The 20,249-nt window shown below is 69.6% G+C and carries 23 protein-coding genes; 11 read left to right on the plus strand and 12 right to left on the minus strand.

The window, feature by feature from the left end; all coding sequences use genetic code 11:
* Window positions 1-76: 76 nt before the first annotated feature.
* Window positions 77-1,510, minus strand: coding sequence for a sigma-54-dependent transcriptional regulator (locus ACZ5R1_RS00680; protein WP_042135133.1), 1,434 nt, complete (start codon window positions 1,508-1,510; stop codon window positions 77-79).
* A 31-nt stretch (window positions 1,511-1,541) separates the two neighbouring features.
* Window positions 1,542-3,356 carry a sensor histidine kinase gene (locus tag ACZ5R1_RS00685; protein ID WP_042135135.1) on the minus strand — a complete coding sequence of 605 codons (1,815 nt, stop codon included), beginning with the start codon at window positions 3,354-3,356 and terminating at the stop codon, window positions 1,542-1,544.
* 198 nt (window positions 3,357-3,554) lie between these two features.
* On the opposite strand from ACZ5R1_RS00685, the gene ACZ5R1_RS00690 reads away from it, so the two are divergent.
* The 4 genes from ACZ5R1_RS00690 to ACZ5R1_RS00705 all read left to right on the plus strand — a co-directional run bounded on the left by ACZ5R1_RS00690 (window position 3,555) and on the right by ACZ5R1_RS00705 (window position 6,023).
* Window positions 3,555-3,755 carry a hypothetical protein gene (locus ACZ5R1_RS00690; RefSeq protein WP_042135137.1) on the plus strand — a complete coding sequence of 67 codons (201 nt, stop codon included), beginning with the start codon at window positions 3,555-3,557 and terminating at the stop codon, window positions 3,753-3,755.
* 69 nt (window positions 3,756-3,824) lie between these two features.
* Entirely contained in the window at window positions 3,825-4,073 is a 249-nt protein-coding gene (locus tag ACZ5R1_RS00695; protein ID WP_042135139.1) for a hypothetical protein, read from the plus strand.
* Between the two features lie 107 nt (window positions 4,074-4,180).
* On the plus strand, window positions 4,181-5,512 hold the full coding sequence (gene hglS / locus ACZ5R1_RS00700; protein WP_042135141.1) for a 2-oxoadipate dioxygenase/decarboxylase HglS: 1,332 nt from the start codon (window positions 4,181-4,183) through the stop codon (window positions 5,510-5,512).
* 61 nt (window positions 5,513-5,573) lie between these two features.
* Complete coding sequence (locus ACZ5R1_RS00705) at window positions 5,574-6,023, plus strand: Lrp/AsnC family transcriptional regulator (protein WP_042135142.1); 450 nt, start codon at window positions 5,574-5,576, stop codon at window positions 6,021-6,023.
* 45 nt (window positions 6,024-6,068) lie between these two features.
* Here ACZ5R1_RS00705 and ACZ5R1_RS00710 read toward each other — a convergent pair whose 3' ends face one another.
* The 3 genes from ACZ5R1_RS00710 to ACZ5R1_RS00720 all read right to left on the minus strand — a co-directional run bounded on the left by ACZ5R1_RS00710 (window position 6,069) and on the right by ACZ5R1_RS00720 (window position 8,177).
* Window positions 6,069-6,602 carry a DUF924 family protein gene (locus tag ACZ5R1_RS00710; RefSeq protein ID WP_042135143.1) on the minus strand — a complete coding sequence of 178 codons (534 nt, stop codon included), beginning with the start codon at window positions 6,600-6,602 and terminating at the stop codon, window positions 6,069-6,071.
* A gap of 39 nt (window positions 6,603-6,641) precedes the next feature.
* Window positions 6,642-7,400, minus strand: a complete 759-nt coding sequence (locus ACZ5R1_RS00715; RefSeq protein ID WP_042135144.1) for an SDR family oxidoreductase — start codon at window positions 7,398-7,400, stop codon at window positions 6,642-6,644.
* Window positions 7,401-7,547: 147 nt separating this feature from the next.
* Entirely contained in the window at window positions 7,548-8,177 is a 630-nt protein-coding gene (locus ACZ5R1_RS00720) for a glutathione S-transferase family protein (protein WP_042135147.1), read from the minus strand.
* A gap of 76 nt (window positions 8,178-8,253) precedes the next feature.
* Between ACZ5R1_RS00720 and ACZ5R1_RS00725 the strand changes: the two genes are divergently transcribed.
* Both ACZ5R1_RS00725 and ACZ5R1_RS00730 read left to right on the plus strand, forming a co-directional pair.
* The gene (locus tag ACZ5R1_RS00725) at window positions 8,254-8,844 is read left to right on the plus strand and encodes a TetR/AcrR family transcriptional regulator (RefSeq protein ID WP_042135149.1); all 591 of its coding nucleotides are present in this window, start codon (window positions 8,254-8,256) and stop codon (window positions 8,842-8,844) included.
* A 37-nt stretch (window positions 8,845-8,881) separates the two neighbouring features.
* Window positions 8,882-9,370, plus strand: a complete 489-nt coding sequence (locus ACZ5R1_RS00730; protein WP_464712754.1) for an N-acetyltransferase family protein — start codon at window positions 8,882-8,884, stop codon at window positions 9,368-9,370.
* Here the strand turns inward: ACZ5R1_RS00730 and ACZ5R1_RS00735 are convergent.
* On the minus strand, window positions 9,367-10,272 hold the full coding sequence (locus tag ACZ5R1_RS00735) for an alpha/beta hydrolase (protein WP_464712755.1): 906 nt from the start codon (window positions 10,270-10,272) through the stop codon (window positions 9,367-9,369). The two genes, ACZ5R1_RS00730 and ACZ5R1_RS00735, sit on opposite strands and share 4 nt — an antisense overlap.
* 97 nt (window positions 10,273-10,369) lie before the next feature.
* On the opposite strand from ACZ5R1_RS00735, the gene ACZ5R1_RS00740 reads away from it, so the two are divergent.
* Complete coding sequence (locus ACZ5R1_RS00740; RefSeq protein ID WP_042135153.1) at window positions 10,370-11,017, plus strand: HAD hydrolase-like protein; 648 nt, start codon at window positions 10,370-10,372, stop codon at window positions 11,015-11,017.
* Window positions 11,018-11,072: 55 nt separating this feature from the next.
* Here the strand turns inward: ACZ5R1_RS00740 and ACZ5R1_RS00745 are convergent, their stop codons facing one another.
* Complete coding sequence (locus ACZ5R1_RS00745) at window positions 11,073-11,405, minus strand: I78 family peptidase inhibitor (protein ID WP_027600409.1); 333 nt, start codon at window positions 11,403-11,405, stop codon at window positions 11,073-11,075.
* Window positions 11,406-11,799: 394 nt separating this feature from the next.
* On the opposite strand from ACZ5R1_RS00745, the gene ACZ5R1_RS00750 reads away from it, so the two are divergent.
* The 4 genes from ACZ5R1_RS00750 to ACZ5R1_RS00765 are packed head-to-tail and all read left to right on the plus strand — an operon-like array spanning window position 11,800 to window position 16,306.
* Window positions 11,800-13,263, plus strand: a complete 1,464-nt coding sequence (locus tag ACZ5R1_RS00750; protein ID WP_115946186.1) for an alginate export family protein — start codon at window positions 11,800-11,802, stop codon at window positions 13,261-13,263.
* A gap of 10 nt (window positions 13,264-13,273) precedes the next feature.
* Window positions 13,274-14,506: a 3-(3-hydroxy-phenyl)propionate transporter MhpT gene (gene mhpT, locus ACZ5R1_RS00755; RefSeq protein WP_115946185.1), complete on the plus strand. Its 1,233-nt coding sequence runs from the start codon at window positions 13,274-13,276 to the stop codon at window positions 14,504-14,506.
* On the plus strand, window positions 14,499-15,050 hold the full coding sequence (locus tag ACZ5R1_RS00760) for a DUF3237 domain-containing protein (protein WP_115946184.1): 552 nt from the start codon (window positions 14,499-14,501) through the stop codon (window positions 15,048-15,050). The genes mhpT and ACZ5R1_RS00760 overlap by 8 nt, the downstream gene beginning before the upstream one ends.
* A 23-nt stretch (window positions 15,051-15,073) precedes the next feature.
* Window positions 15,074-16,306 carry a thiolase family protein gene (locus tag ACZ5R1_RS00765; protein WP_115946183.1) on the plus strand — a complete coding sequence of 411 codons (1,233 nt, stop codon included), beginning with the start codon at window positions 15,074-15,076 and terminating at the stop codon, window positions 16,304-16,306.
* 257 nt (window positions 16,307-16,563) lie between these two features.
* On the opposite strand, the gene ACZ5R1_RS00770 is transcribed toward ACZ5R1_RS00765, so the two are convergent.
* The 5 genes from ACZ5R1_RS00770 to ACZ5R1_RS00790 all read right to left on the minus strand — a co-directional run bounded on the left by ACZ5R1_RS00770 (window position 16,564) and on the right by ACZ5R1_RS00790 (window position 20,131).
* Window positions 16,564-17,961, minus strand: coding sequence for a sensor histidine kinase (locus ACZ5R1_RS00770; RefSeq protein WP_074583452.1), 1,398 nt, complete (start codon window positions 17,959-17,961; stop codon window positions 16,564-16,566).
* The gene (locus ACZ5R1_RS00775) at window positions 17,958-18,635 is read right to left on the minus strand and encodes a response regulator transcription factor (protein WP_007160283.1); all 678 of its coding nucleotides are present in this window, start codon (window positions 18,633-18,635) and stop codon (window positions 17,958-17,960) included. Before ACZ5R1_RS00775 ends, ACZ5R1_RS00770 begins: the two co-directional genes overlap by 4 nt.
* A 58-nt stretch (window positions 18,636-18,693) precedes the next feature.
* A complete protein-coding gene (locus ACZ5R1_RS00780) occupies window positions 18,694-19,245 on the minus strand; it encodes a chorismate mutase (RefSeq protein WP_288404381.1) in 552 nt (183 codons plus the stop codon).
* Window positions 19,246-19,511: 266 nt separating this feature from the next.
* The gene (zapA, locus tag ACZ5R1_RS00785) at window positions 19,512-19,802 is read right to left on the minus strand and encodes a cell division protein ZapA (protein ID WP_007161496.1); all 291 of its coding nucleotides are present in this window, start codon (window positions 19,800-19,802) and stop codon (window positions 19,512-19,514) included.
* Window positions 19,799-20,131, minus strand: coding sequence for a hypothetical protein (locus ACZ5R1_RS00790; RefSeq protein WP_256326388.1), 333 nt, complete (start codon window positions 20,129-20,131; stop codon window positions 19,799-19,801). The genes zapA and ACZ5R1_RS00790 overlap by 4 nt, the downstream gene beginning before the upstream one ends.
* Between the last annotated feature and the right edge of the window lie 118 nt (window positions 20,132-20,249).

Consider the following 20,249-nt stretch of genomic DNA (forward strand, 5'->3'; position numbering starts at 1 on the left):
TCAAGAAGGACTCCTTGGGCGAATGCCGAGTCCCTCACTCTGCCATTGCTGGCCAGGCGCGACCAGCCGACCTTGGTCAGTCCCCGTCGTCCGCCGCGCCACCGGTGAACTGCAGGTCGTGCTTGCGCAGTTTGTCGGACAGCGTCTTGCGCGGCAGCCCCAGGGCTTCGGCCAGGCTGCGCAGGGAGGCGTGGGGGCGGGCCAGTTCGCGCTGGATGAGTTCGCGCTCGAAGGCCTCGACCTGCTCGCCCAGCCCGGCGGCGAGGGCGGCCGCCGCGGGTGCCGCCGCCGTGGAGGCGGCCACGGGCGTCGCCGTCATGGGCGCCAGGGGCGCATAGGCGCTGTTGTCCAGCGCCAGCTCCAGCCCCAGGGCGAAGCGCTCGGCGGCGTTCTGCAATTCGCGCACGTTGCCTGGCCAGCTGTGGGCGATCAGGGCGGCGCGCTGCTCGGCGTCGGGTTCGCGCAGCGGGGTGCCGTGGCGCTGGGCGGCGGCCAGGGCGAAGTGGCGGAACAGGGGCAGGATGTCTTCGCTGCGCTCGCGCAGGGCGGGGATGCGCAGGGTGGCGACATTGAGCCGGTAGTAGAGGTCGGCGCGGAACCGGCCCTGGTCGGCGGCCTGGCGCAGGTCTTCCTTGGTGGCGGCGACCACCCGGATGTCCAGCGGGATCTGCTGGTTGGAGCCGAGGCGCTCGACCTTGCGCTCCTGCAGCAGGCGCAGCAGCTTGACCTGGACATCCAGGCTCATGCTCTCGATCTCGTCGAGAAAGAGGGTGCCGCCGCTGGCGTATTCGAATTTGCCGATACGGCGCTTCTGGGCTCCGGTGAAGGCGCCCTGTTCGTGGCCGAAGAGTTCGCTCTCCACCACGGATTCGGCGAGGGCGCCGGCGTTGATGGCGACGAAGGGGCCGTCGCGGCGATTCGACAGGTCGTGCAGGGCACGGGCCACCACCTCCTTGCCGGCACCGGTTTCGCCATGGATCAGCACGTCCGCCTGGGTCGCGGCGAGGGCGCCGATCTGGTCGCGCAGCCGGGCCATGCCTGGGGTCTGGCCGATCAGCCGGGTCTGCAGCTCATGGCGTTCGGCCAGGGCCAGGCGCAGGCTGCGGTTCTCCAGCACCAGGTGGCGGGCGCCCAGGGCGCGGCGCACGCTGTCGATCAGGGCGTCGTTGGCGAAGGGCTTTTCCAGGAAGTCATAGGCGCCGGCGCGCATGGCCTGGACCGCCAGGGGCACGTCGCCGTGGCCAGTGATCAACACCACCGGCAATTCGGCGTCGCGCTGGTGCAACTGGGCGAGCAACTCCAGGCCATCGATGCCGGGCATGCGGATGTCGCTCACCACCACGCCGGGCCAATCGCGCACGGTGGCCATTTCCAGGTCGCGGGCATCGGCCAGGGTAGTCACCTTGAAGCCGGCCAGGTCCAGGGTCTGGCTCAGGGCCAGGCGCAGGTGGGCGTCATCGTCGATCAACAGGATCTGGCTGGCAGGGTCGAAGGGGGGCAGAGCGCTCATGGCAAGGAACCTAAGGTAAGGGGCTGCACGGTCAACCGCGGACTTCTTCCTGGGGTACCGACGCGACCCCGGGTTTGCCGTGCAGCAGATAGAGGCGCACCTCGGCGCCACCGTCGAGATGGTTGGACAGGTGCAGGTGGCCGCCGAGGGTCCGCAACAGGTTATCGCAGATCGCCAGACCCAGGCCGAGACCCTGGGCGGTGGCCTTGGTGGTGAAGAAGGGTTCATGGGCGCGGGCCAGGGCTTCGCTGGAGAAACCCGGTCCGTTGTCCCTCAGGATCAGGGTCACACCGCGCTCGTCGATGCTGGTGGTCAGCCACAGCCGGCGGGTGCTGGTCTTTTCCGCCAGGGCGTCGAGGGCATTGCTCAGCAGGTTGCTGATGATCTGCCGCAGGCGGGTCTCGCCGGCCTGCACCCACAGCGGCGCATCGGGCAGGTCGCGGATCAGCTCCACCTGCATGGCCCGGCGCCGCGCGGCGACCAGCGCCAGGGCGTCTTCCAGGGCACCCTGCAGCACCACGCTCTCCGGCGCGCGGCGGGCACCGCGGGCATAGGCCTTGAGGTGGGCGATGATGTTGGCCATGCGCGTGGTCAGTTCGCCGATCAGCTTGAGATTGCCGCGGGCATCGTCCAGCCGATCGTGGTCGAGCAGCACCACGGCGTTTTCCGTGTAGCTGCGGATGGCCGCCAGCGGCTGGTTGAGTTCGTGACTGATGCTGGCCGACATGGTCCCCAGCGCCGACAGCTTGCCGGCCTGCACGGCTTCGTCCTGGGCGCGCATGAGTTCGCGCTGGGCCTGCTCGCGATCGTGCACCTCCTGCTGCAGCCGCGCGTTGAGCGTCTGCAGGTCGCGGGTGCGCTCCTCCACGTTCAGCTCCAGGTCACGCTTGGCCCGGGCATCCAGCGCCAGGCGCTCGATGAAGTGGCGCCGTCTCAGGGTCATGACCACCAGCAGCAGGAGCAGCGCCAGCAGGGTGGCCGCGCCGACATAGAGGGCGCTGCGCACCTGGCGCTCGACCATCTCCCGCGGCGCCAGGATCTGCGCGTTCCAGCCCACCTCGTCGAGATTGCGGGTCTGGGTCAGCCAGTCGCCGGGCACCAGGGTCAGGGGCGCCGGATTGGTGGTGGGGTAGGGCCGGTTGGCGTTGACCTGCTCGCGCTGGCGCTCGTCCAGCGGATGGGTGGCGCGAAAGCGCCAGGCGTCATGGGAGGTGAGGATGACCACGCCCAGGTCATCGGTCACCAGCAACTGCTCGGGCGCGTTGCCCCAGAGCTTTTCCGCACTGTCCAGATCGACCTTGACCACCACCACGCCGATGGCGCGCGCCCCGTCACGCACGGCGGCGGCGAAATAGTAGCCGCGTTTGCTGGAGGTGGTGCCCAGGCCGAAGAAGCGCCCCGGCTGGCCCTGCATGGCCGCCTTGTAATAGGGCCGGAAGGAGAAGTCGCGACCGACGAAGCTGTCCGCCTGGCGATAGTTGGAGCTGGCCAGGCAGGTGCCGTCGTCCTGCATCAGGTAGATGACATCCGCCCCGGTGCGCTGGCGGATGTCTTCCAGCATCTGGCTGGCGGCGTCCTGGGCGCTGCCGTCACGCTGGCCTTCCAGGGCATGGCGCAGCACCGGCAGATCGCCCAGCAGATCCGGCAGCACCTCGTAGCGTCTCAGGGTGCCCAGCAGGTTGGCGACATAGAGGTCCAGCGTCTGACCGTTCTGCTCGGCCAGTTGCGCCTCGTAATAGTGCTGGGCCGCATAGCGCAGCGGAATCAGCAGCAGCGTCAGGCCCAGGGCCAGCAGCAGCAGGCTGCTCCAGCGGGGGCGCTTGGGGAGATGAGGACTCTTGGGCATACGCGGCTACGGTAAGGGGGCGTCTCGGCATTATGCCCAAGCCGGGCCCCTGACGAAGGGGTTGCCAGACTGTTAACGCCTTGGCAGTCGATTGAAATATCTTGTTACCAATGGCCCTGGCTGTGGAAGGGGACACGGTTTTGCCGGGCGAAAGGCGGCTAACTGGGGCTGCAATCAGCCACCGAAGGAGTGACTTCCATGAAAAGCACCACCCTCTGCCTGACCCTCGCCGGCCTGCTGGCCACCTCCGCCGCCTTCGCCCAGACGGCGCCCGCCGATCCTGCGGCAACGCCTGCCGCGACGAGCAGCAGCCCGGCCAAGACCGGCAAGCAGACCACCACCCACCACAAGAAGGTGGCGCACAAGAAGGTCCACAAGGCCAGCACCAGCGGCAGCTGATCCGCGGCGCGGCACCTCCCCGCGGGGGAGGTGCCTAAAGGGAGTGCATCCGTTCCGAGGAGTCCTCCCATGCGTACCTCTTCCCTGCTCTCTGCCCTGCTCTTGGGCCTCAGCCTGTCCGGCGCCGCCCTGGCCCAGACCAGCCCGACCAATCCCCCGGCCACCCCCGCGCGACCCGATCCCACTAGCACCCATGGTATGGAAAAGGCGCCCAGCACCGGCGTCGGCGCGGCCGACAACGGTTCCAGCAGCGGTTCGGGCAGCGATACCGGCACCGATCACGTGAAGAAGCCCAAGACTCAGCACAAGGATCACTGAGGCATCCGCCCATTCCCTCGGGGAATGATCCAATGAGCAAAGATCGCTTGAGCAGCCCGTGCGGGCATGTCGAAATCGGCTTCTAGCCTGAGCCAGGAGCCGCTCCCATGACCGTCGCGTCGCTGCTTTCCCCGGATCTGATCCGCACCCGCTTTTCCCAGGCCATGTCGGCGATGTACCGCCAGGAGGTGCCCCAGTACGGCACCCTGTTGGAACTGGTCGCCGAGGTGAACGCCGGACAGCCGGGCTTTGCCGGAGATTCCGCGGAGCGCCTGGATCTGGAGCGCCATGGCGCCATTCGCGTCGGCACCGCCACCGAGCTGGCCACCCTGCGCCGCCTGTTCGCCGTGATGGGCATGCAGCCGGTCGGCTACTACGACCTGAGCGTGGCCGGGGTGCCGGTGCATTCCACCGCCTTCCGTCCGGTGGAGCCGGCCGCCCTGCAGGTCAATCCGTTTCGCGTCTTCACCTCGCTGCTGCGCCTGGAGCTGATCGAGGACACCGAGCTGCGCCAACTGGCCGAAGGGGTACTGAACGCGCGCCGCATCTTCACCCCGGGTGCACTGGAGTTGATCGAGCGCGCCGAAGCCCAGGGCGGCCTGACGGATGCCGAGGCCGCTGCCTTCGTCCAGGAAGCCCTAGAGACCTTTCGCTGGCACCGCGAGGCCAATGTCGACGCCAGTCTCTACCAGCGCCTGCACGCTGCCCACCGACTGATCGCCGACGTGGTCTGCTTCAAGGGGCCGCACATCAACCACCTGACCCCGCGCACCCTCGACATCGACGCCGTCCAGGCGCAGATGCCCGCCCGCGGCATCGCGCCCAAGGAAACCATCGAAGGCCCGCCCCGCCGCCAGTGCCCCATCCTGCTGCGCCAGACCAGTTTCAAGGCCCTGGAAGAACCCATCCTGTTTCAGGGCGAGGTCCAGGGCTCGCACACGGCGCGCTTCGGCGAAATCGAACAGCGCGGCATCGCCCTCACGCCGGCCGGTCGCCAGCGCTACGACGAACTGCTGCAGGAGGTCCGCCAGCGCAGCAAGGCGGCCGGCAGTGACTACGCAACGGTATTGGCCGAGGTGTTCCAGGTGCTGCCCGACAACTGGGACGAGCTGCGCCGTCAGGGGCTGGCCTGGTTCCGCTATCGCGCTGCGCCCGCCAGCCAGGCGGCTAGCGATAGCCACGATCCCGAGGCCCTGATCGCCGCTGGCCAGCTCCTTGTGGATCCCATCACCTACGAAGACTTCCTGCCGGTCAGCGCCGCGGGCATCTTCCAGTCCAACCTGGGTGCCGGTAGCCAGCAGGAGTACCAGAGCGGCGGCAATCGCGCCGCCTTCGAAGCCGCCCTGGGTGCGCCGGTGCTCGACGAGATGGCGCTGTACGAGCGCCAGCAGCAGCAATCCCTGGACGCCGCCCTGGCTGCCCTCGGCCGCCCCGCCTAGAATGTCGGCTCCCGCGTCGGTGGCCTCTGCCCCCGACGCCCGCCCCCGGCAGGCAGCCACGATGTTCACCAAACTCGATCCGACCGACTGGCAGCTCATCCACCTGCTGCAACAGAACGCCCGCGCCTCCAACGCCACCCTGGCCCGCCAGCTGGGCCTGGCGCGCACCACGGTGGTCACCCGCCTGGCGCGCCTGGAGCGTGACGGCATCATCCAGGGCTACGGCCTGCGCCTAGGCTCCGAACTGGAACAGGCCGCCGTGCGCGCCTACTGCGCCATCAGCGTCCTGCCGCGCAGCACTGCCGGCGTCATCCGCGCCCTGGAAAAGATGGTCGAGGTCGAGGAAGTCTCCTCGGTCAGCGGCCAGTTCGACTATCTGGCCTTCCTGCGCTGCACCACCCACGAAAAGCTCGACGAACTGCTCGACCGCATCGGTAACCTTGAGGGGGTTAAGCAGACCCAGACGTCGATCATCCTGAACCGAAAGATCGATCGGCGTTTGGGTGCTTGATAGCCGGCCTTCTTGAAGCTTACCGGAAGTACCTTTAGTGCTTGTTTAAAAGCCGCCACCTGCGTTTAACCATGCCTGTTCGTCCGGAGTGTTGAGCCGGCCTAGGACATAATTTCGGTGCGGAAAACGACCGAAGCGAGCGATCACCTCCAGATGAGCCTCGGCATAGCGCCGGTAGTGCTCGATCCCCAGTGCCTCGAAAAGTATGAGCGAGTGCCGCTGATCGTCCAGCGCCTCGGAGTGCTCGAAGGGCAGATAGAAGAAGGCGCGCAACTCGGCTTCGACCTGCTGATCCAGGCCGGCGGCTATCGCCTGTCGCGCGTGCTGCAGGGCCAGGCCGTCGGTGGCGAAGGCGTGGCCGCTGTGGCGATAGATATTGCGCGGGATCTGGTCCAGCAGCAGGCACAGGGCCAGGGCGCCTTCGGCACTGGCGGCCCAGCCGTCCCATTCACCGCGACTGGCGGCCAGGTGCGTGTCCGCGAAGCGCACGCGGCACTCGGCGTCGAAGGCAGGGCCGCCGTTGAACCACTGACGACGGCCGGCGGCGCGCCAGAAGGAGAGGATTTCGGCTGGACTCATTGCGTGCTCCTTGTCTGCTCGGGTTCCACTTGGAACCCCTCAGCCCCGCCCCACATAGGGCATCTTGGTCGCCATCACGGTCAGGGTCTGGACGTTGGCATCCAGCGGCAGGCTGGCCATGTAGCGGACGGCGTCGGCGACGTGCCTGACGTCCATGCGTGGCTCCACGGCGGTGCTGCCGTCGGCCTGGAGCACGCCGTTGGCCATGCGCTCGGTCATCTCGGTGGCAGCGTTGCCGATGTCGATCTGGCCGCAGGCGATGTCGAAGGCGCGGCCGTCCAGGGCCAGGGCCTTGGTCAGCCCGGCCACGGCGTGCTTGGTCGCGGTATAGGGCGCACTGAAGGGCCGGGGCGTGTGCGCCGAGATGGAGCCGTTGTTGATGATGCGCCCGCCACAGGGCGATTGTGCGCGCATCAGGGCGAAGGCCGCGCGGCTGCAGAGAAAGACGCCGGTGAGGTTGGTGTTGACCGCCCGGTGCCAGGCGTCCAGTTCCAGCTCGTCGATGGGCACCGCCGGGGCGCCGACGCCGGCGTTGTTGAACAGCAGGTCCAGGCGGCCGTAGGTCTCGCGGATGCGAGCGAACAGCGCCTCGACGCTGGCGGCATCGGTGACGTCGCAGGGTACAGCCAGGGCTTCGCCGCCCTGTTGCCGCGCCTCTTCGGCGAGGGCCTCCAAGGGTTCGGCGCGACGGGCAGCGAGGACCACGCGGAAGCCGTCCTGCAGCAGGCCGAGGGCGACGGCGCGGCCGATGCCCTGGGAGGCACCGGTGACGAGGGCGATGGGGCGGGCGGTGGTCATGGGCGGTCCTTGGACAGGGGAGGAGCTTCCAAGGCTAGCAGGTAGGGAGGGGTGGTGGGCGGCCCTCACCCTAGCCCTCTCCCAGGGGGAGAGGGGATGGTTGTGGTGTGTTGGGGAGGTAGGTGGTTCCTGGTAGCTCCGGTCGGCTCAGCGCAGCTTTAAGTCGGTCGCCACCAGGATCGCCTGGCCGGAGGGTCGCGCGCGCAGGCGGTCGAGATAGGCGGCGAGGCGGGGCCAGGTCGTCCGCCAGTTGAGGGCCGGCAGGGGCTCCAGATAGTCGAGCATGGGCGCCAGCAGGGCGTCGGGCAGACTGAATTCGGCGCCGCAGAGAAAGCCCTGGTTGCCCAGCTGGCGATCGAGCACGGCCAGGGTCGCGTCGACGTCGGCCAGGGCGCGCTGCTCGTCCTCCGGTGTGCGGAAGGGGGCGGGTCGTGGCCCGGCGACGCGCAGCAGATAGTGGCGGACCAGACGGCTATCCACAGTGGTGAGCAGGGCGCTGCTCCAGGCGTCCTGCTCCGGGTTGCCATCGCGCTCCGGCGAGAGCCGACGATCGAGATGGCGGCAGATGGCGAGGGTCTCGAAGATCCGCAGCTCGCCATCGAACAGCACCGGCACCTGGCCGAAGGGGTGCAGCGCCAGGTGGGCTTCGCTGCGCCAGGCGATGGCCTGGCCGGCGGGTGCGAGGCCACAGGGCAGCTCAAGGCCCTGTTCCAGGGCATGGAGGCGCACGCTACGCACCAGGGTGCTGAAAGCGGGACCGAAGAGATAGGGCGTCATGCTGCAGGCTCCTTGCAAAGAAGGCTCCATGCTGGCAAAGGGGACCTTATGTTCAAGAACATAATCTGGAGTAGCCATGGCCTGGCCCCTTGATCAGCGCGAGCAGACCCGCCAGCGCATCCTCGACAGCGCCGCCCACCTGTTCGCCCTGCGCGGCTTCGATGCGGTCGGTCTCGACGACCTGATGGCCGATGCCGGTCTCACCCGCGGCGCCTTCTACCACCACTTCCGCACCAAGACCGAGGTCTATGACCAGGCCATCGCCCATGCCGCCCGGGTCGGCAGTGCCCGGCTCGACGATCTCGGTAGCCAAGGCCTCGGGCAACTGGTCGAGCATTACCTGAGTCGCGAACATGCCGAGGGCGAAGCGCTGCGCTGTCCGCTGGCCTTTCTGGCGGCCGACGTCACCCACCGGGAGGCCGCCATCCGGGGCAGCTATACCCGCTTCTTCGCGCGCTTCGTCACCCGACTGGAGCAGGATCTGTCGGGGCCGCCGGCGCAGCGGCGCGCCCGGGCGCTGCAGCTGGCCACCACCCTGATCGGGGGCGTGGCCCTGGCGCGGGCACTGGATGACGAGAGCCTCGCCGAGGAATTGCTGGCGGCCTGTCGCCAGGGCGCCCAGGGGCTGCTGGAAGAGGGCGGTGATTTGGCAGCGGCACTCGGCTAGGCGACACTGGCGGCCCCTTCGTCCGCCGGAGTCACCCATGCAGATTCGCCCCCTCGAAGCCGCCGATTTCGACCAGGTCTGGCCGCTGATCCAGCAGGTCGCCCAGGCCCGGGAGACCTACGCCTACGACCCGGACATGACCCGCGACGAGGCCTGGCGCCTCTGGGTGGAGCTACCGCGGGCGACCTTCGTCGCCGAGCGCGACGGCCAGCTGCTCGGCAGCTACTACCTCAAGGCCAATGCCATGGGGCCAGGCGATCACGTCTGCAATTGCGGCTACATGGTCGCCCCCGCCGCCCGCGGCCAGGGCGTCGCCGGCGCCCTTTGCGAGCACTCCCTGCAGGTGGCCCGTGAACTGGGCTTCCAGGCGATGCAATTCAACTCGGTGGTGGCCAGCAACCAGGTGGCGGTACGGCTCTGGCAGAAGCACGGCTTCGAGATCGTCGGCACCCTGCCCAGGGCCTATCGCCACTCCAGCCTGGGGCTGGTGGATTGCCTGGTGATGTATCGCTGGTTGGCGGACTAGCGCCACTCGCTCAACACCGTCTGCAGCGAGGCCGGCAGCATGGGGCCGTGGCCCAGCCCTTCGAGCACCTCGTAGCGCACCCGGATGCCGGGGAGCTGGCCGAGGCGGTCGGCCAGGCGCCGGGTGGCATCGGCGGGGACCTCGCTCTGGAAGTGCGCGGGCAGTTCGCGCTCGGCGCCGCCCTGCAGCAGCACCAGGCGGACCGGATGGGCCTGGAAGCGCGCCTTCAATTGCTCGTCGTCTTGCGGCAGCACGGTGGGACTCCACCACAGCGAAGGACTCACGGCGTAGCCCTCGGCGAAGGCGTCCGGACGGGTGAGCAGGGCGTGGAGGACGAACAGCCCGCCCAGGGAATGACCCCAGACCGCGCGCTGGCCAGGATCCAGGGGGACCTGACGGGCCACCGCCGGCTCCAGGCGCTCCAGCAGCCAGGCGAGAAAGACGTCGGCGCCGCCGGTGGCCATCTCGCGAAAGCGCTCGCTGGTGGGGGCCGAGGGCGTGTAGTCATAGGCCCGACCCGGGCCATCGATACGCTTGCCGCCCGTGTAACCCACCGCCACCAGCACGGGCGGATGGGGCCGCTTGGCCAGGGTGTCGAGCAATTCGGCATTCAGCCCGCCCAGGGCGGCGTTGCCGTCGAGCAGATAGAGCACCGGATAGCCGGTGGCCGGCGCCGGGGTGGTGGGTCGGGCGATCCACACCTGGTAGTGGCGGGCGCCGTCGGTGGAATCCAGCTGGAGTTCGCTGAAGGCATAGCCGTGGCCCGGCTGCTGGAGCACCTGGGCGTCCATGGGCTGATCGATGGGGCGCGCCTGGCCCGGCAGGGCCAGGGCCAGCAGCAGCGGCAGGGCCAGCCAGGTGCAGCGTGGAGGGCGGCGAGAGGAGAGCGGCGACGGAGGCATCAGCGAACAAGACTCATTTCCAGTGAAGCGGTCGAGCCTACCGATCTCTGCCACCGGTCGCCATACTGACGGGGATCTCCGCTGCCCAGGACGCCCCATGCATCACCCCCATCTGCTGTTCGATCTCGATGGCACCCTCACCGATTCGCGCCTGGGCATCACCCGGGCGATCCAGGTGGCGCTGCGCGCCGAGGGGATCGAGGAGCCCGATCTGCGCAGGCTGGAGGTCTTTATCGGCCCGCCGCTGCTGCAGAGTTTCATGACCCACTACGGCTTCGACGAGGCGCGCGCCTGGCGCGCGGTGGCGGCCTATCGCGGGTATTTCCGCGCCACCGGTCTCTATGAGAACGAGGTCTATGCAGGCATCCGCGAGTTGCTGGCCGCGCTGCAGGCGGCCGGGCGACGGCTCTATCTGGTGACGGCCAAGCCGCGGGTGTTCGCCGTGGAGATCCTCCGGCACTTCGCGCTGACGGAGTTCTTCATCGCCCTGCATGGCAGCGAGCTGGATGGCACCCGCACCGACAAGACCGAGCTGCTGCGCTTCGTGCTGGACACCGAAGGCCTGGCGCCGGAGACCTGCCTGATGCTGGGCGACCGCGAGCACGACCTGATCGCCGCCCGGGCCAACGGCGTGGCGGCGGTGGCCCTGGGCTATGGCTTCGGTAGCCGGGAAGAGCTGGAGCGCCACCGCCCGGCCTTTCACTTCCACAGCGTGGCAGCCCTGCGCCAGGGCTTCGGCCTCTAGCGGCAGGCGCCGACCTGCGCGACCGGGGTCGGCAGGTCGTGGGGCGCGACGGGGATCAGCCGCAGGTGGCGGTCTGCACCACCAGACTGGCGCTGGTGGTGATGGTCAGGCGCTGGGAGTTGAAGTCCATGGTCATGGGGTCCTGCGGACGGACCACGCGAACGACCTGGGCACCGGCGCGTTGCCGGCCTTCTTCGGCCAGGGCCGGGGAGAGGGCCTTGCCGACCAGATCCTGGACCGCATCGGAGTTGCACCGGCCACTGCTGCTGACGGCGCCGCTCGGGGCCGAAGAGGCCGCCGGGCTGCTCTGGGTTTCGTGCGAGCCGCAACCGGCCAGCAGGGTGAAGAGCGCGGCGCCAGCCAGCAGGAGGGGAGTCTTGAAGCTCATGAGTTCGCCTTTTCGATCGTGAGAGAAGGAACCTTAACCCGTACGGGCCTCCTGATGGACCCCTCAAGGGCGGGCATTGTTACAAAGCGCGATACAGGAGACGTTGCGAGACCTAGGTGAGCAGTCGTCCCGCAGGCATAAAGTTAATAAATATAACGTTCGGTAATCGGCCAGATTCGGATCGGATGGCTTGATCCATTTCTGCCATCGACCATCATCGAACCAGGGCCACCCGGCCCCCACGGTGACGACAACAACAACAAAGGGACACCCGCCATGTCAGCTCGCTATCCAACCACTCTCCCGCCTGACCGCTACCCGATCCGCGCCCGCTAGGCCCTGATCCGCGCGCCCCTGCGGCGCCTTCCGCATCCTCAGTCAGGACGGTCATCTCATGTCTTGTTCGCGCTCGCTTCCGGCCTGCGCACGGGCTCGCTCGTGCCTCGCCTTTACTACTCTCGCCGCCCTGCTCGCCAGCCAGGGTGCCCTGGCCGCGCCTTCCACCACCCTGGAAAGCTCCCGGCCCAAGCCGCTCAACAACCTGGAGACGGCGCGTCCCCTGCCGCCCGGACCGCCGCGCTGGGCGGAGGACTATCGCTTCCTCGACGATCCGCAAAAACGCACCGATCCCTTCGACGGGCTGCGCTACCAGCGCCTCGGTGACTCGGCCTGGCTGCAGACCGGTGGCGAGGCGCGCTACCGCTTCGACACCATCCGCAATCCGGTCTTTGGCCGGCGGGGGGTGGATACCGATCACTACATCCAGCAGCGCCTGCAACTGCACGCCGACCTGCACCTGTTCGATGACGCCCTGCGCGCCTTCGTCCAGCTGGAAAACACCCGCGCCTGGAACAAGGCGCTCTACGGCCCCTACGACCAGAGCCGCACCGAACTGCACCAGGCCTTCATCGACCTCAACACGTCGCTGGCCGGTGGCAAGCTGATGACCCGCATCGGTCGCCAGGAGCTGGGCTACGGCAACCAGGCCTTCGTCACCTACCGCGACGCGCGCAACATCCGCCTCAACTTCGACGGCCTGCGCCTGGCCTGGACCCGTCCGGACGGCTACCGGCTGGACGCCTTCGGCCTGCGGCCCGTGGTGACCGGCGAAGACAGCTTCGACGACGGCTCCAACAACGCGGTCAAGTTCTATGGTCTCTATGGCACCCTGCCGCTGACCGGGCCGCTCAAGCTCGACGTCTACGGCTTCGGTCTGGAGACCGACCAGCGCACCCTGGATGGCCTGACCGGCGCGGAAAAGCGCTACACCGCCGGCTTCCGTCTGTTCGGCAACGCCGGTCCCTGGGACTGGAGCTGGGACCTGGCCGGGCAGGGCGGGCATCTGGCCGGGGCGGAGATCCGCGCCTGGGGCCTGAGCAGCGAAACCGGCTATCGCCTGGGCGGCGCCTGGAAGCCGCGGCTGGCCTTGCGGGTGGACGCCGCCAGCGGCGATCGCGGCCCAGGCGACGACCGCGTCGGCACCTTCGATCCGCTCTTTCCCAAGAACGGTTTCTATGGCGACTCCGGGCTCACCACCCTGGCCAACCTCTATCTGGTCGGGCCGCTGCTGACCCTGGCGCCGCGGCCGACGCTGCAGCTGGAGAGCGGACTGTTCGGCGTCTGGCGGCAGAGCACCGAAGACGGCGTCTACCTGCCGGGCATGACCACGGTGCCGGGCACCGCGGCCAGCTCGGCGCGCAAGGCTGGCACCCTCTGGCGCAACAACCTGCGCTGGATGCCCACCGCCAACCTGACCCTGGACCTGGAATACAGCTACTTCCAGGCCGGCGCCGCCGTGCGCCAGGCCGATGGCGACGACACCAGCTTCCTGATGGCTGCTACCACCTTCCGCTTCTGAGGAGTCCACCATGCGCCTGCTCTCGACCGCCCCGCCCGGGGCCCGCCTGACCCTGCTGCTGTGCTTCATCGTCGCCCTGCTGGAGGGCATGGACCTCCAGGCCATGGGCATCGCCGCCCCGGCCATGGCCAAGGCCTTCGGCTTCCAGCCGGGGCAGATGGGCCTGGTGTTCAGCGCCAGCATCCTCGGCCTCTTGCCCGGCGCCTTCATCGGCGGCTGGTGCGCCGATCGCATCGGCCGCAAGAAGGTGCTGATCGCCTGCGTGCTGATCTTTGGCGTCTTCTCGGTGGCCACCGCCCATGTCTGGAGTCTGGAGAGCCTGCTGCTGGCGCGACTGCTCACCGGCATCGGTCTGGGCGGCGCCCTGCCCAACCTGATCGCCCTGTCCGCCGAGTCGGTGGACGAGCGCGCCCGGGCCACGGCGGTCAGCCTGATGTATTGCGGCGTGCCCCTCGGTGGCGCCCTGGCGGCGGTGGTGGGGCTGCTGGACGTCGGCCGCTGGCAGACGGTGTTCTATGTCGGCGGCCTGGCGCCGCTGCTGGTGGCGCCGCTGCTCGGGCGTTACCTGGCGGAGACCGCCGGCTTTCTGCGCAAGCGAGGCGGGACTCAGGCGGGTAGTCCGCGCGGGGCCTGGCTGGGCGCCATCCCGCTGTCGACCACCCTGCTGCTGTGGCTGGGCTACTTCTTCACCCTCACGGTGATGTACATGCTGCTCAACTGGCTGCCGTCGCTGCTGGTGGGGCAGGGCTTCAGCCGCGGCCAGGCGGTGGGGGTGCAGATCCTCTTCAACCTGGGCGGCGGCATCGGTTCGGTGCTTTTCGGCCTGCTCATGGATCGCTGGCGCCCGCGGCTGACGGTGCTGGCCATCTACCTGGGCATCCTGCTGGGTCTGGCCGGGCTAGGGCTGGCCAAGGCCTATCCGCTGGTGGTCCTGGCCGGTTTCGCCGCCGGGCTGTTCGTGGTCGGCGGCCAACTGGTGCTCTATGCCCTGGCGCCGCAGCTCTATCCGGCGGCGGTGCGGGCGACCGGAACCGGCGCGGCGGTGGCGGTCGGACGCCTGGGCGCCATGGCCGGCCCACTGCTGGCGGGGCAGGTCCTGGCCCTGGGCGGTGGCGCGGCGACCCTAGTGGTGGCCACCACCCCTGCGGTACTGGTGGCCGCAGGCGCGGTGCTGGCCCTGCTGCACCGGCGGGCACCGGTGCCGGCGGCTACCACCCACGCGGAGGCGCCTGGGCATGCGTAGTGTGCTGCTCGTCACCCTGCTGACGCTGACTGGCCTGGCCCGGGCGGCCACCACGGACGGCGATCCGGCCACCGCCACGCCACCGCCGCTGCAGCTCGAACCCCTGGCGCGCTTCGAGGTGGCCCTCGACGCCCCGGTCTGGGAGCTGGGCCAGACCAGTGACCTGGGCAAGCGGCGCATCATCCCCATCACCGGCGGCCGCTTCGACGGCCAGCGCCTGCATGGACGGATCCTCAACAACGGCGCCGACTGGCAGGTGGTGACCGCCGATGGCCTGGCCATCATCGACACCCGCTATCTGCTGCAGACCGACGATGGCGCCCTGATCTATCTGCAGACCAAGGGCTATCGCTATGGCCCGCCGGAGGTGATGCGCGAGCTGGCCGCCGGCAAGCCGGTGGATCCCCGGCGCTATTTCTTTCGCGTCACCCTGACTTTCGAGACCGCCGCACCAGCCTATGCCTGGCTCAACCGCGCCCTGGGCGTGGGCAGCGCCATGCGCCTGGGCAAGGCGGTGGTCTACGACGCCTATCTGCTGCAATAGAGGAGGAGCCGATGCCCATTGGAATGACTGCGCTCTACGACGATGTCCTGCTGCTGGATGGCGTGCGCACGCCCTGGACCGATCTGAATGGCGCCCTGGGGCAGGTATCACCCACCGACCTGGGCATCGCCGTGGCGAGGGCGCTGCTGGCGCGCGGGCATGAGGCCGGAGCGGTGGATTCCGTGCTGGCCGGCTCGGTGGCCCAGGCCAGCTTCGATGCCTATCTGCTGCCACGCCATATCGGCCTCTATGCCGGGGTGCCCGAGGCGGTGCCGGCGCTGCAGGTGCAACGGGTCTGCGGCACCGGCCTGGAGCTGCTGCGCCAGGCCGGCGATCAGTTGCAGAGCGGTCAGGCTAGCCGGGTGCTGTGCGTGGCGGCCGAGTCCATGACCCGCAATCCCATCGCCGCCTACACCCACCGCAGCGGCTTTCGCCTCGGCGCGCCGGTGGAATTCCACGACTTTCTCTGGGAAGCGCTCAAGGACCCGGCGGCCGGACTGGACATGATCGCCACCGCCGAGCGCCTGGCGCAACGCCATGGCATCGCCCGCGAGGCGGTGGATGCCTGGGCGCTGCGGAGTTTCGAGCGCGCCCTGGCGGCCCAGCGCCAGGGCTGGTTTCGCGAGGAGGTCGTGCCGGTGACGGCGGCGCGTTTCGCGGCTGAAGGTCTGGCGCCGCGGGAGTTGCGTCTGCCGCGGGGTTGCGCGGGGGTCGAGCAGGACAGCCATCCGCGGGAGACCTCGCGGGAGGCCCTGGCACGGCTGACGCCAGTGCATCCGGGCGGGGTGCAGACCGCCGGCAACAGCTGCGCGGTGGCCGACGGCGCCGCCGCCGTGCTGCTGGCACGGGGCGCGGACGCCGCGCCGGAGCGGGCGCTGGCCTGGGTGCGCGGCAGTTGTGTGGTGGGGGTATCGCCGGACGTCATGGGCAGCGGCCCGGTGCCGGCCATCCAGGGCCTGCTCGACCGCGCCGGCCTCAGGCTGGAGGCCATCGACCGCCTGGAGATCAACGAAGCCCAGGGCGCCCAGCTGCTGGCGGTGCAGCAGGCTCTGGAACTGGATCCGGCGCGACTCAATGTGCATGGCGGCGCCATCGCCCTGGGGCATCCGCTGGCTGCGACCGGCCTGCGCCTGGCCATCACCCTGGCCCGCCAGCTGCGCGCCGAGGGGCTCAGGTACGGGGTGGCGGCGGTGTGCATCGGCGGTGGGCAGGGGATGGCGGTGCTGCTGGAGAATCCGGGGTGGCGGGGGCGGTAAGGGGTTGGGCCGGGGTGTATCGGGCTTCGCGGGGCCCAGCTCAACCTGATCGTAGCCATGGCGGTCCGCCGATACGGCCGCTCCTACGGTTGTCCCACAGCCTGTAGGAGCAACTGTCTTGATCGCGTATCGCGGCCATGCCGGTGCGCCGTAGCGACCGCTCCTACAGTGGCGTCCGTGCCTGTAGGAGCGGCCCATGGCCGCGATGATTTTTTAGGCGGCAGGAGGGCGACACTTTGTTGGGCTACGCGCTCAACCTACGCGGGGACCTCCACGGCAGGCACGACCAGGGGCGGGAAGTGGATGGCCACGCGCAGGCCCTGACCGCCGGTGGCGGTGGCCAGTTCGATGCCGGCGTCGTGGGCGGTGGCGATGTCGCGGACGATGGCCAGGCCCAGGCCGGTACCGTGGATGCCGCGGTCGAGGCGATAGAAGCGCTCGAAGATGCGTTCGCGCTCCGCCTCGGGAATGCCCGGGCCGTCGTCTTCCACCTCCAGCACCGTGGCCCCGGCCTGGCCGCGCAGGCGGACCGTGACCTGACCGCCGCGCGGGGTGTATCTGAGGGCATTGTCGACCAGGTTGTCGAGCAGGTCGCGCAGCTGGAAGGCGTTGCCCTGCACGGTCTGCGGCTCCAGTTCGTAGCCCAGGTCGATGCCGTGGCCATCGGCCTGGGCCAGCTGGCTGGGCATGGCTTCGCCGATCAGTTCGTCCAGCCGCAGCGGCTCGCGCGGCGGACTCTCCAGCCGCGCGGTGGCGGCGCGGGCCAGGGTCAGCAACTGGTTGGTCTGGCGGGTCATGCGCTCGGTGGCGGCCTGGAGTTGCGCCAGCGCCGCGGCGCTTTCGGCATCGCCGGCATGGCGCTGGCGCAGCCACTGGGTCAGGGTGCTGATGCCCGCCAGCGGGGTGCGCAGCTGGTGGGCCATGTCGTCGAGAAAGGCGCGCTGGTTGCGCGCGCCCTCGCGGATGCGCAGCAGCAGGCCGTTGAGCGCGGTGACGAAGGTGCCCAGTTCGCGGGGCGCACCCTCTTCGCGCAGCGGCGCCAGGTCATCGTAGTGGCGACTGTCGAGCTGACGCTCCAGCCGTTCCAGCGGCTTGAGGCCGCGGCGCACCGCCCAGAGCAGCTGGGCGGCGATCAGCAGGGCGACCAGGATCTGCACCGCCACCAGGGTCAGCACCATGCGCTGCAGGGCGGCGGTGTGGCGACTCAGGGTCTGGGCCACGCTGGCCACCACCGGTTGCCCGGCCACCTCGCCGAGGCGGCCGACCATGAACACCGAGCGGTCGTTGATGCGGGTGCGCAGCGCGGTGGTATGGCCGTCGCGCATCTCCTCGGTGATCTCCTGGACCGGCATGGCGGCATCGCCGAACAGCAGCTGGCCGTCGAGGGCGCGCACCGCCAGCCAGACGTGGTCGTGGCTGTTGTGGCGCAGCAGGTAGTCGGCTTCCGTCGGCAGCCACAGGCGGCCGTTGCCGTCCACCTCCAGCTGTTCGAGCAGCAGGATCGCCGCGTCGGTGAGGTCGCCGTCCAGGGCGCTGAAGGCCGGTTTGCGGGCGAACTGGTAGCTGACCACGGCGCCGCCGAGGTTGACCAGCAGCACCGGCAGCACCAGCCATTTCAGCAGCCGCCGGCGCAGGCTGGGCGCGGTGGCGGTCATGGCGCCGCTTCTTCCAGGCGATAGCCGAAGCCGCGCACGGTGCGGATACCGACCCCGGAGTCGGCCAGTTTCAGCCGTAGCCGCGAGACATAGACCTCCACGGCGTTGTGGGTCAGGTCTTCGCTGCCCCAGGGCGCCAGGGCGTCGATGATCTGCTGCTTGGAGACCACCTTGCCGGCCTGGCGCAAGAGGTGTTCGAGCACCGCCCACTCGCGCGCCGAGAGGTCCAGCGCGGTGTCACCGAGGCGCGCCTGGTGGGCGGCGGTGTCCAGGCGCAGGGCGCCGAGGGTCAGGTCGGCGCTGTTCTGGCCACCGGCGCGACGCACCAGCGCCTTGATCCGCGCCACCAGCTCGGGCACGGCGAAGGGCTTGACCAGGTAGTCGTCGGCGCCCACCTCGAAGCCATGCACCCGGTCGTCGATGGCGTCGCGGGCGGTGAGCAGCAGCACCGGCTGGTCGCTGCCACGCTGGCGCAGGCGGCGGACCACCTCGAAGCCGTCCAGGCCACCGGGCAGGCCGATGTCCAGCACCACCACGGCGAAGCGAGTGGTGCGCAGCCAGGCATCGGCCTCGGCGCCGTTGCGCAGGAGGTCGACCTGCATGCCATGGCCTTCCAGGACGCGGCGGATGCCGTCGGCCAGGGTGGCGTCATCTTCGACCAGCAGGATGTGCATGGGTGATCCTCGGATTCAACGCGATTCGGTCGCCGTAGCGCCGATTATGCACAGGCGCTCAGCGGGGCAGGGCGCAGAAATCGCCCAGCGCCCGCACCAGGGCCAGGCGGTGGAGATCATCGGGGCGCGCGGCGGCGAGGTGGGCGGCGAGGGCGCGGTCCAGTTGCGCCGGGCAGTCCGCGGCGCCGCGCAGTTCGCCGGTGGCGGCGAGACCGCCGAGCAGCCTGGCCTGGAGTTCGTTCAGCTGGGTCCTGAGCGTCGTCAGGTCCGTCGTCTTGGCGGGCAGCGGCCGTTCGTGGCGCCGCCAGGCCTGCAGCAGGCCGTATTGCACCAGCTTGTTGGCTTCCATCTGGGCGGCGAAAAAGGTCTGGGCTGTGGCCGGGGAGACGGCGGCTGCGGGCGCGGCCTGGGCGACCTCCTGCAGCACCTGGCGCTCGCGGGCTTCGTCCAGTACCGGCTTGCCGCTGTCGTGCTTGCTGCGGGCGACCCCATCGGCCAGCGTCAGGCGCTGGGCCATGGCATCCAACAGGGCCGGCAGCGGCGCCGGCGCGGCCTGGGCGCCGAGGGCGATGCTCAAGAGCGGAAGGGCGAGCCAGCGAATACCCGACATGAGGGACCTCCGGGGCAGGGGAAAGGGCACCGAAGCTCGCACGGGGCCGCGGGGCGGTCAAGATGGCCGGGGCAGGGCGGTTGCGTGGGAACGCGGTGGTGGGGGCGGCCCTCACCCCAGCCCTCTCCCGGAGGGAGAGGGGGCGGAGCGGCGCGGGGGGTGGGCTGGCGTAGGGTGGAAAACCGCAATGCGTTTTCCACGCGGGTATCGTGACTCCGCATGCCGGTAGCTTCGCGCGGCGCGGCTCCCTTATTCCAACCCGCTTCCTACGCCTCCTGCGCCGCCCGGACCTCGGCGGTCAGGGCCTGGAGGCGGGCGTCGAGGGCATTGAGGGCGCCGGCGTCGGCGGCGGTGTCCAGGCTCAGGCGCAGGGCGGCCAGCACCAGCAGCTCGGTGGCGTCACCGCGACGGCGGTCGCCCTGGATGGCGACCAGTTCGTCGCGCAGGCGGGCGGCGGCCTGTTGCAGGGCGGCGCGGTCGCCTTCGGCCACCTTGAAGCGGTAGCGGCGACCGAGCACCTCCACCTCGTCGTCGGCGCCCGTCTTGGCGGTCTTCACTCGACGCTGGCCGCGTGGCGCTGCTCGGCGTCGGCGGCCACGGCCTGCTCGACGGACTGCGCGGACAGCAGGGCCAGCAGGCCTTCCACGCGCTGGCGGGTGCTGGCGCCGTGTTCTTCCTGCTCCAGCAGACTCAGTTGCAGGGTGTCGTTTTCGTCGCGCGCGGCCAGCAGCGCCTGCTCCAGTTCCTGGGTGCGGGCGGTCAGGCGCTGGTTGCGCTGCAGCAGGTCGCGGATGGCGGTTTCCAGTTCGCTCAGGGTGTTGTCCAGCATGGGCGCGGTCGTCTCTCGTGTCAGGTTCGGGACTGCCAGGGCGGCAGGGGTCAGCATTCTAGGCCTCTCACCGACCACCGGCACCCCATTCGTCGTGGGCTAAGCCCTTGTTTGCCAAGAGGTTCACGGGGGTGACCGGCGAGCTGACCGGCTGTCAGGCAGTTGTCAGGTTGCG

The sequence above is a fragment of the Pseudomonas sp. Pso3 genome (genome assembly GCF_055393275.1).

Coding starts and splice junctions, on each gene's coding strand:
- ACZ5R1_RS00680 (WP_042135133.1), bottom strand. CDS start 1,510: ATGAGCGCTCTGCCCCCCTTCGACCCTGCCAGCCAGATCCTGTTGATC.
- ACZ5R1_RS00690 (WP_042135137.1), top strand. CDS start 3,555: ATGAAAAGCACCACCCTCTGCCTGACCCTCGCCGGCCTGCTGGCCACC.
- ACZ5R1_RS00695 (WP_042135139.1), top strand. CDS start 3,825: ATGCGTACCTCTTCCCTGCTCTCTGCCCTGCTCTTGGGCCTCAGCCTG.
- ACZ5R1_RS00750 (WP_115946186.1), top strand. CDS start 11,800: ATGTCTTGTTCGCGCTCGCTTCCGGCCTGCGCACGGGCTCGCTCGTGC.
- ACZ5R1_RS00770 (WP_074583452.1), bottom strand. CDS start 17,961: ATGACCGCCACCGCGCCCAGCCTGCGCCGGCGGCTGCTGAAATGGCTG.
- ACZ5R1_RS00790 (WP_256326388.1), bottom strand. CDS start 20,131: ATGCTGACCCCTGCCGCCCTGGCAGTCCCGAACCTGACACGAGAGACG.
- ACZ5R1_RS00780 (WP_288404381.1), bottom strand. CDS start 19,245: ATGTCGGGTATTCGCTGGCTCGCCCTTCCGCTCTTGAGCATCGCCCTC.
- ACZ5R1_RS00710 (WP_042135143.1), bottom strand. CDS start 6,602: ATGAGTCCAGCCGAAATCCTCTCCTTCTGGCGCGCCGCCGGCCGTCGT.
- ACZ5R1_RS00725 (WP_042135149.1), top strand. CDS start 8,254: ATGGCCTGGCCCCTTGATCAGCGCGAGCAGACCCGCCAGCGCATCCTC.
- ACZ5R1_RS00760 (WP_115946184.1), top strand. CDS start 14,499: ATGCGTAGTGTGCTGCTCGTCACCCTGCTGACGCTGACTGGCCTGGCC.
- ACZ5R1_RS00685 (WP_042135135.1), bottom strand. CDS start 3,356: ATGCCCAAGAGTCCTCATCTCCCCAAGCGCCCCCGCTGGAGCAGCCTG.
- ACZ5R1_RS00715 (WP_042135144.1), bottom strand. CDS start 7,400: ATGACCACCGCCCGCCCCATCGCCCTCGTCACCGGTGCCTCCCAGGGC.
- hglS (WP_042135141.1), top strand. CDS start 4,181: ATGACCGTCGCGTCGCTGCTTTCCCCGGATCTGATCCGCACCCGCTTT.
- ACZ5R1_RS00745 (WP_027600409.1), bottom strand. CDS start 11,405: ATGAGCTTCAAGACTCCCCTCCTGCTGGCTGGCGCCGCGCTCTTCACC.
- ACZ5R1_RS00740 (WP_042135153.1), top strand. CDS start 10,370: ATGCATCACCCCCATCTGCTGTTCGATCTCGATGGCACCCTCACCGAT.
- ACZ5R1_RS00705 (WP_042135142.1), top strand. CDS start 5,574: ATGTTCACCAAACTCGATCCGACCGACTGGCAGCTCATCCACCTGCTG.
- ACZ5R1_RS00730 (WP_464712754.1), top strand. CDS start 8,882: ATGCAGATTCGCCCCCTCGAAGCCGCCGATTTCGACCAGGTCTGGCCG.
- mhpT (WP_115946185.1), top strand. CDS start 13,274: ATGCGCCTGCTCTCGACCGCCCCGCCCGGGGCCCGCCTGACCCTGCTG.
- ACZ5R1_RS00720 (WP_042135147.1), bottom strand. CDS start 8,177: ATGACGCCCTATCTCTTCGGTCCCGCTTTCAGCACCCTGGTGCGTAGC.
- ACZ5R1_RS00765 (WP_115946183.1), top strand. CDS start 15,074: ATGACTGCGCTCTACGACGATGTCCTGCTGCTGGATGGCGTGCGCACG.
- ACZ5R1_RS00735 (WP_464712755.1), bottom strand. CDS start 10,272: ATGCCTCCGTCGCCGCTCTCCTCTCGCCGCCCTCCACGCTGCACCTGG.
- ACZ5R1_RS00775 (WP_007160283.1), bottom strand. CDS start 18,635: ATGCACATCCTGCTGGTCGAAGATGACGCCACCCTGGCCGACGGCATC.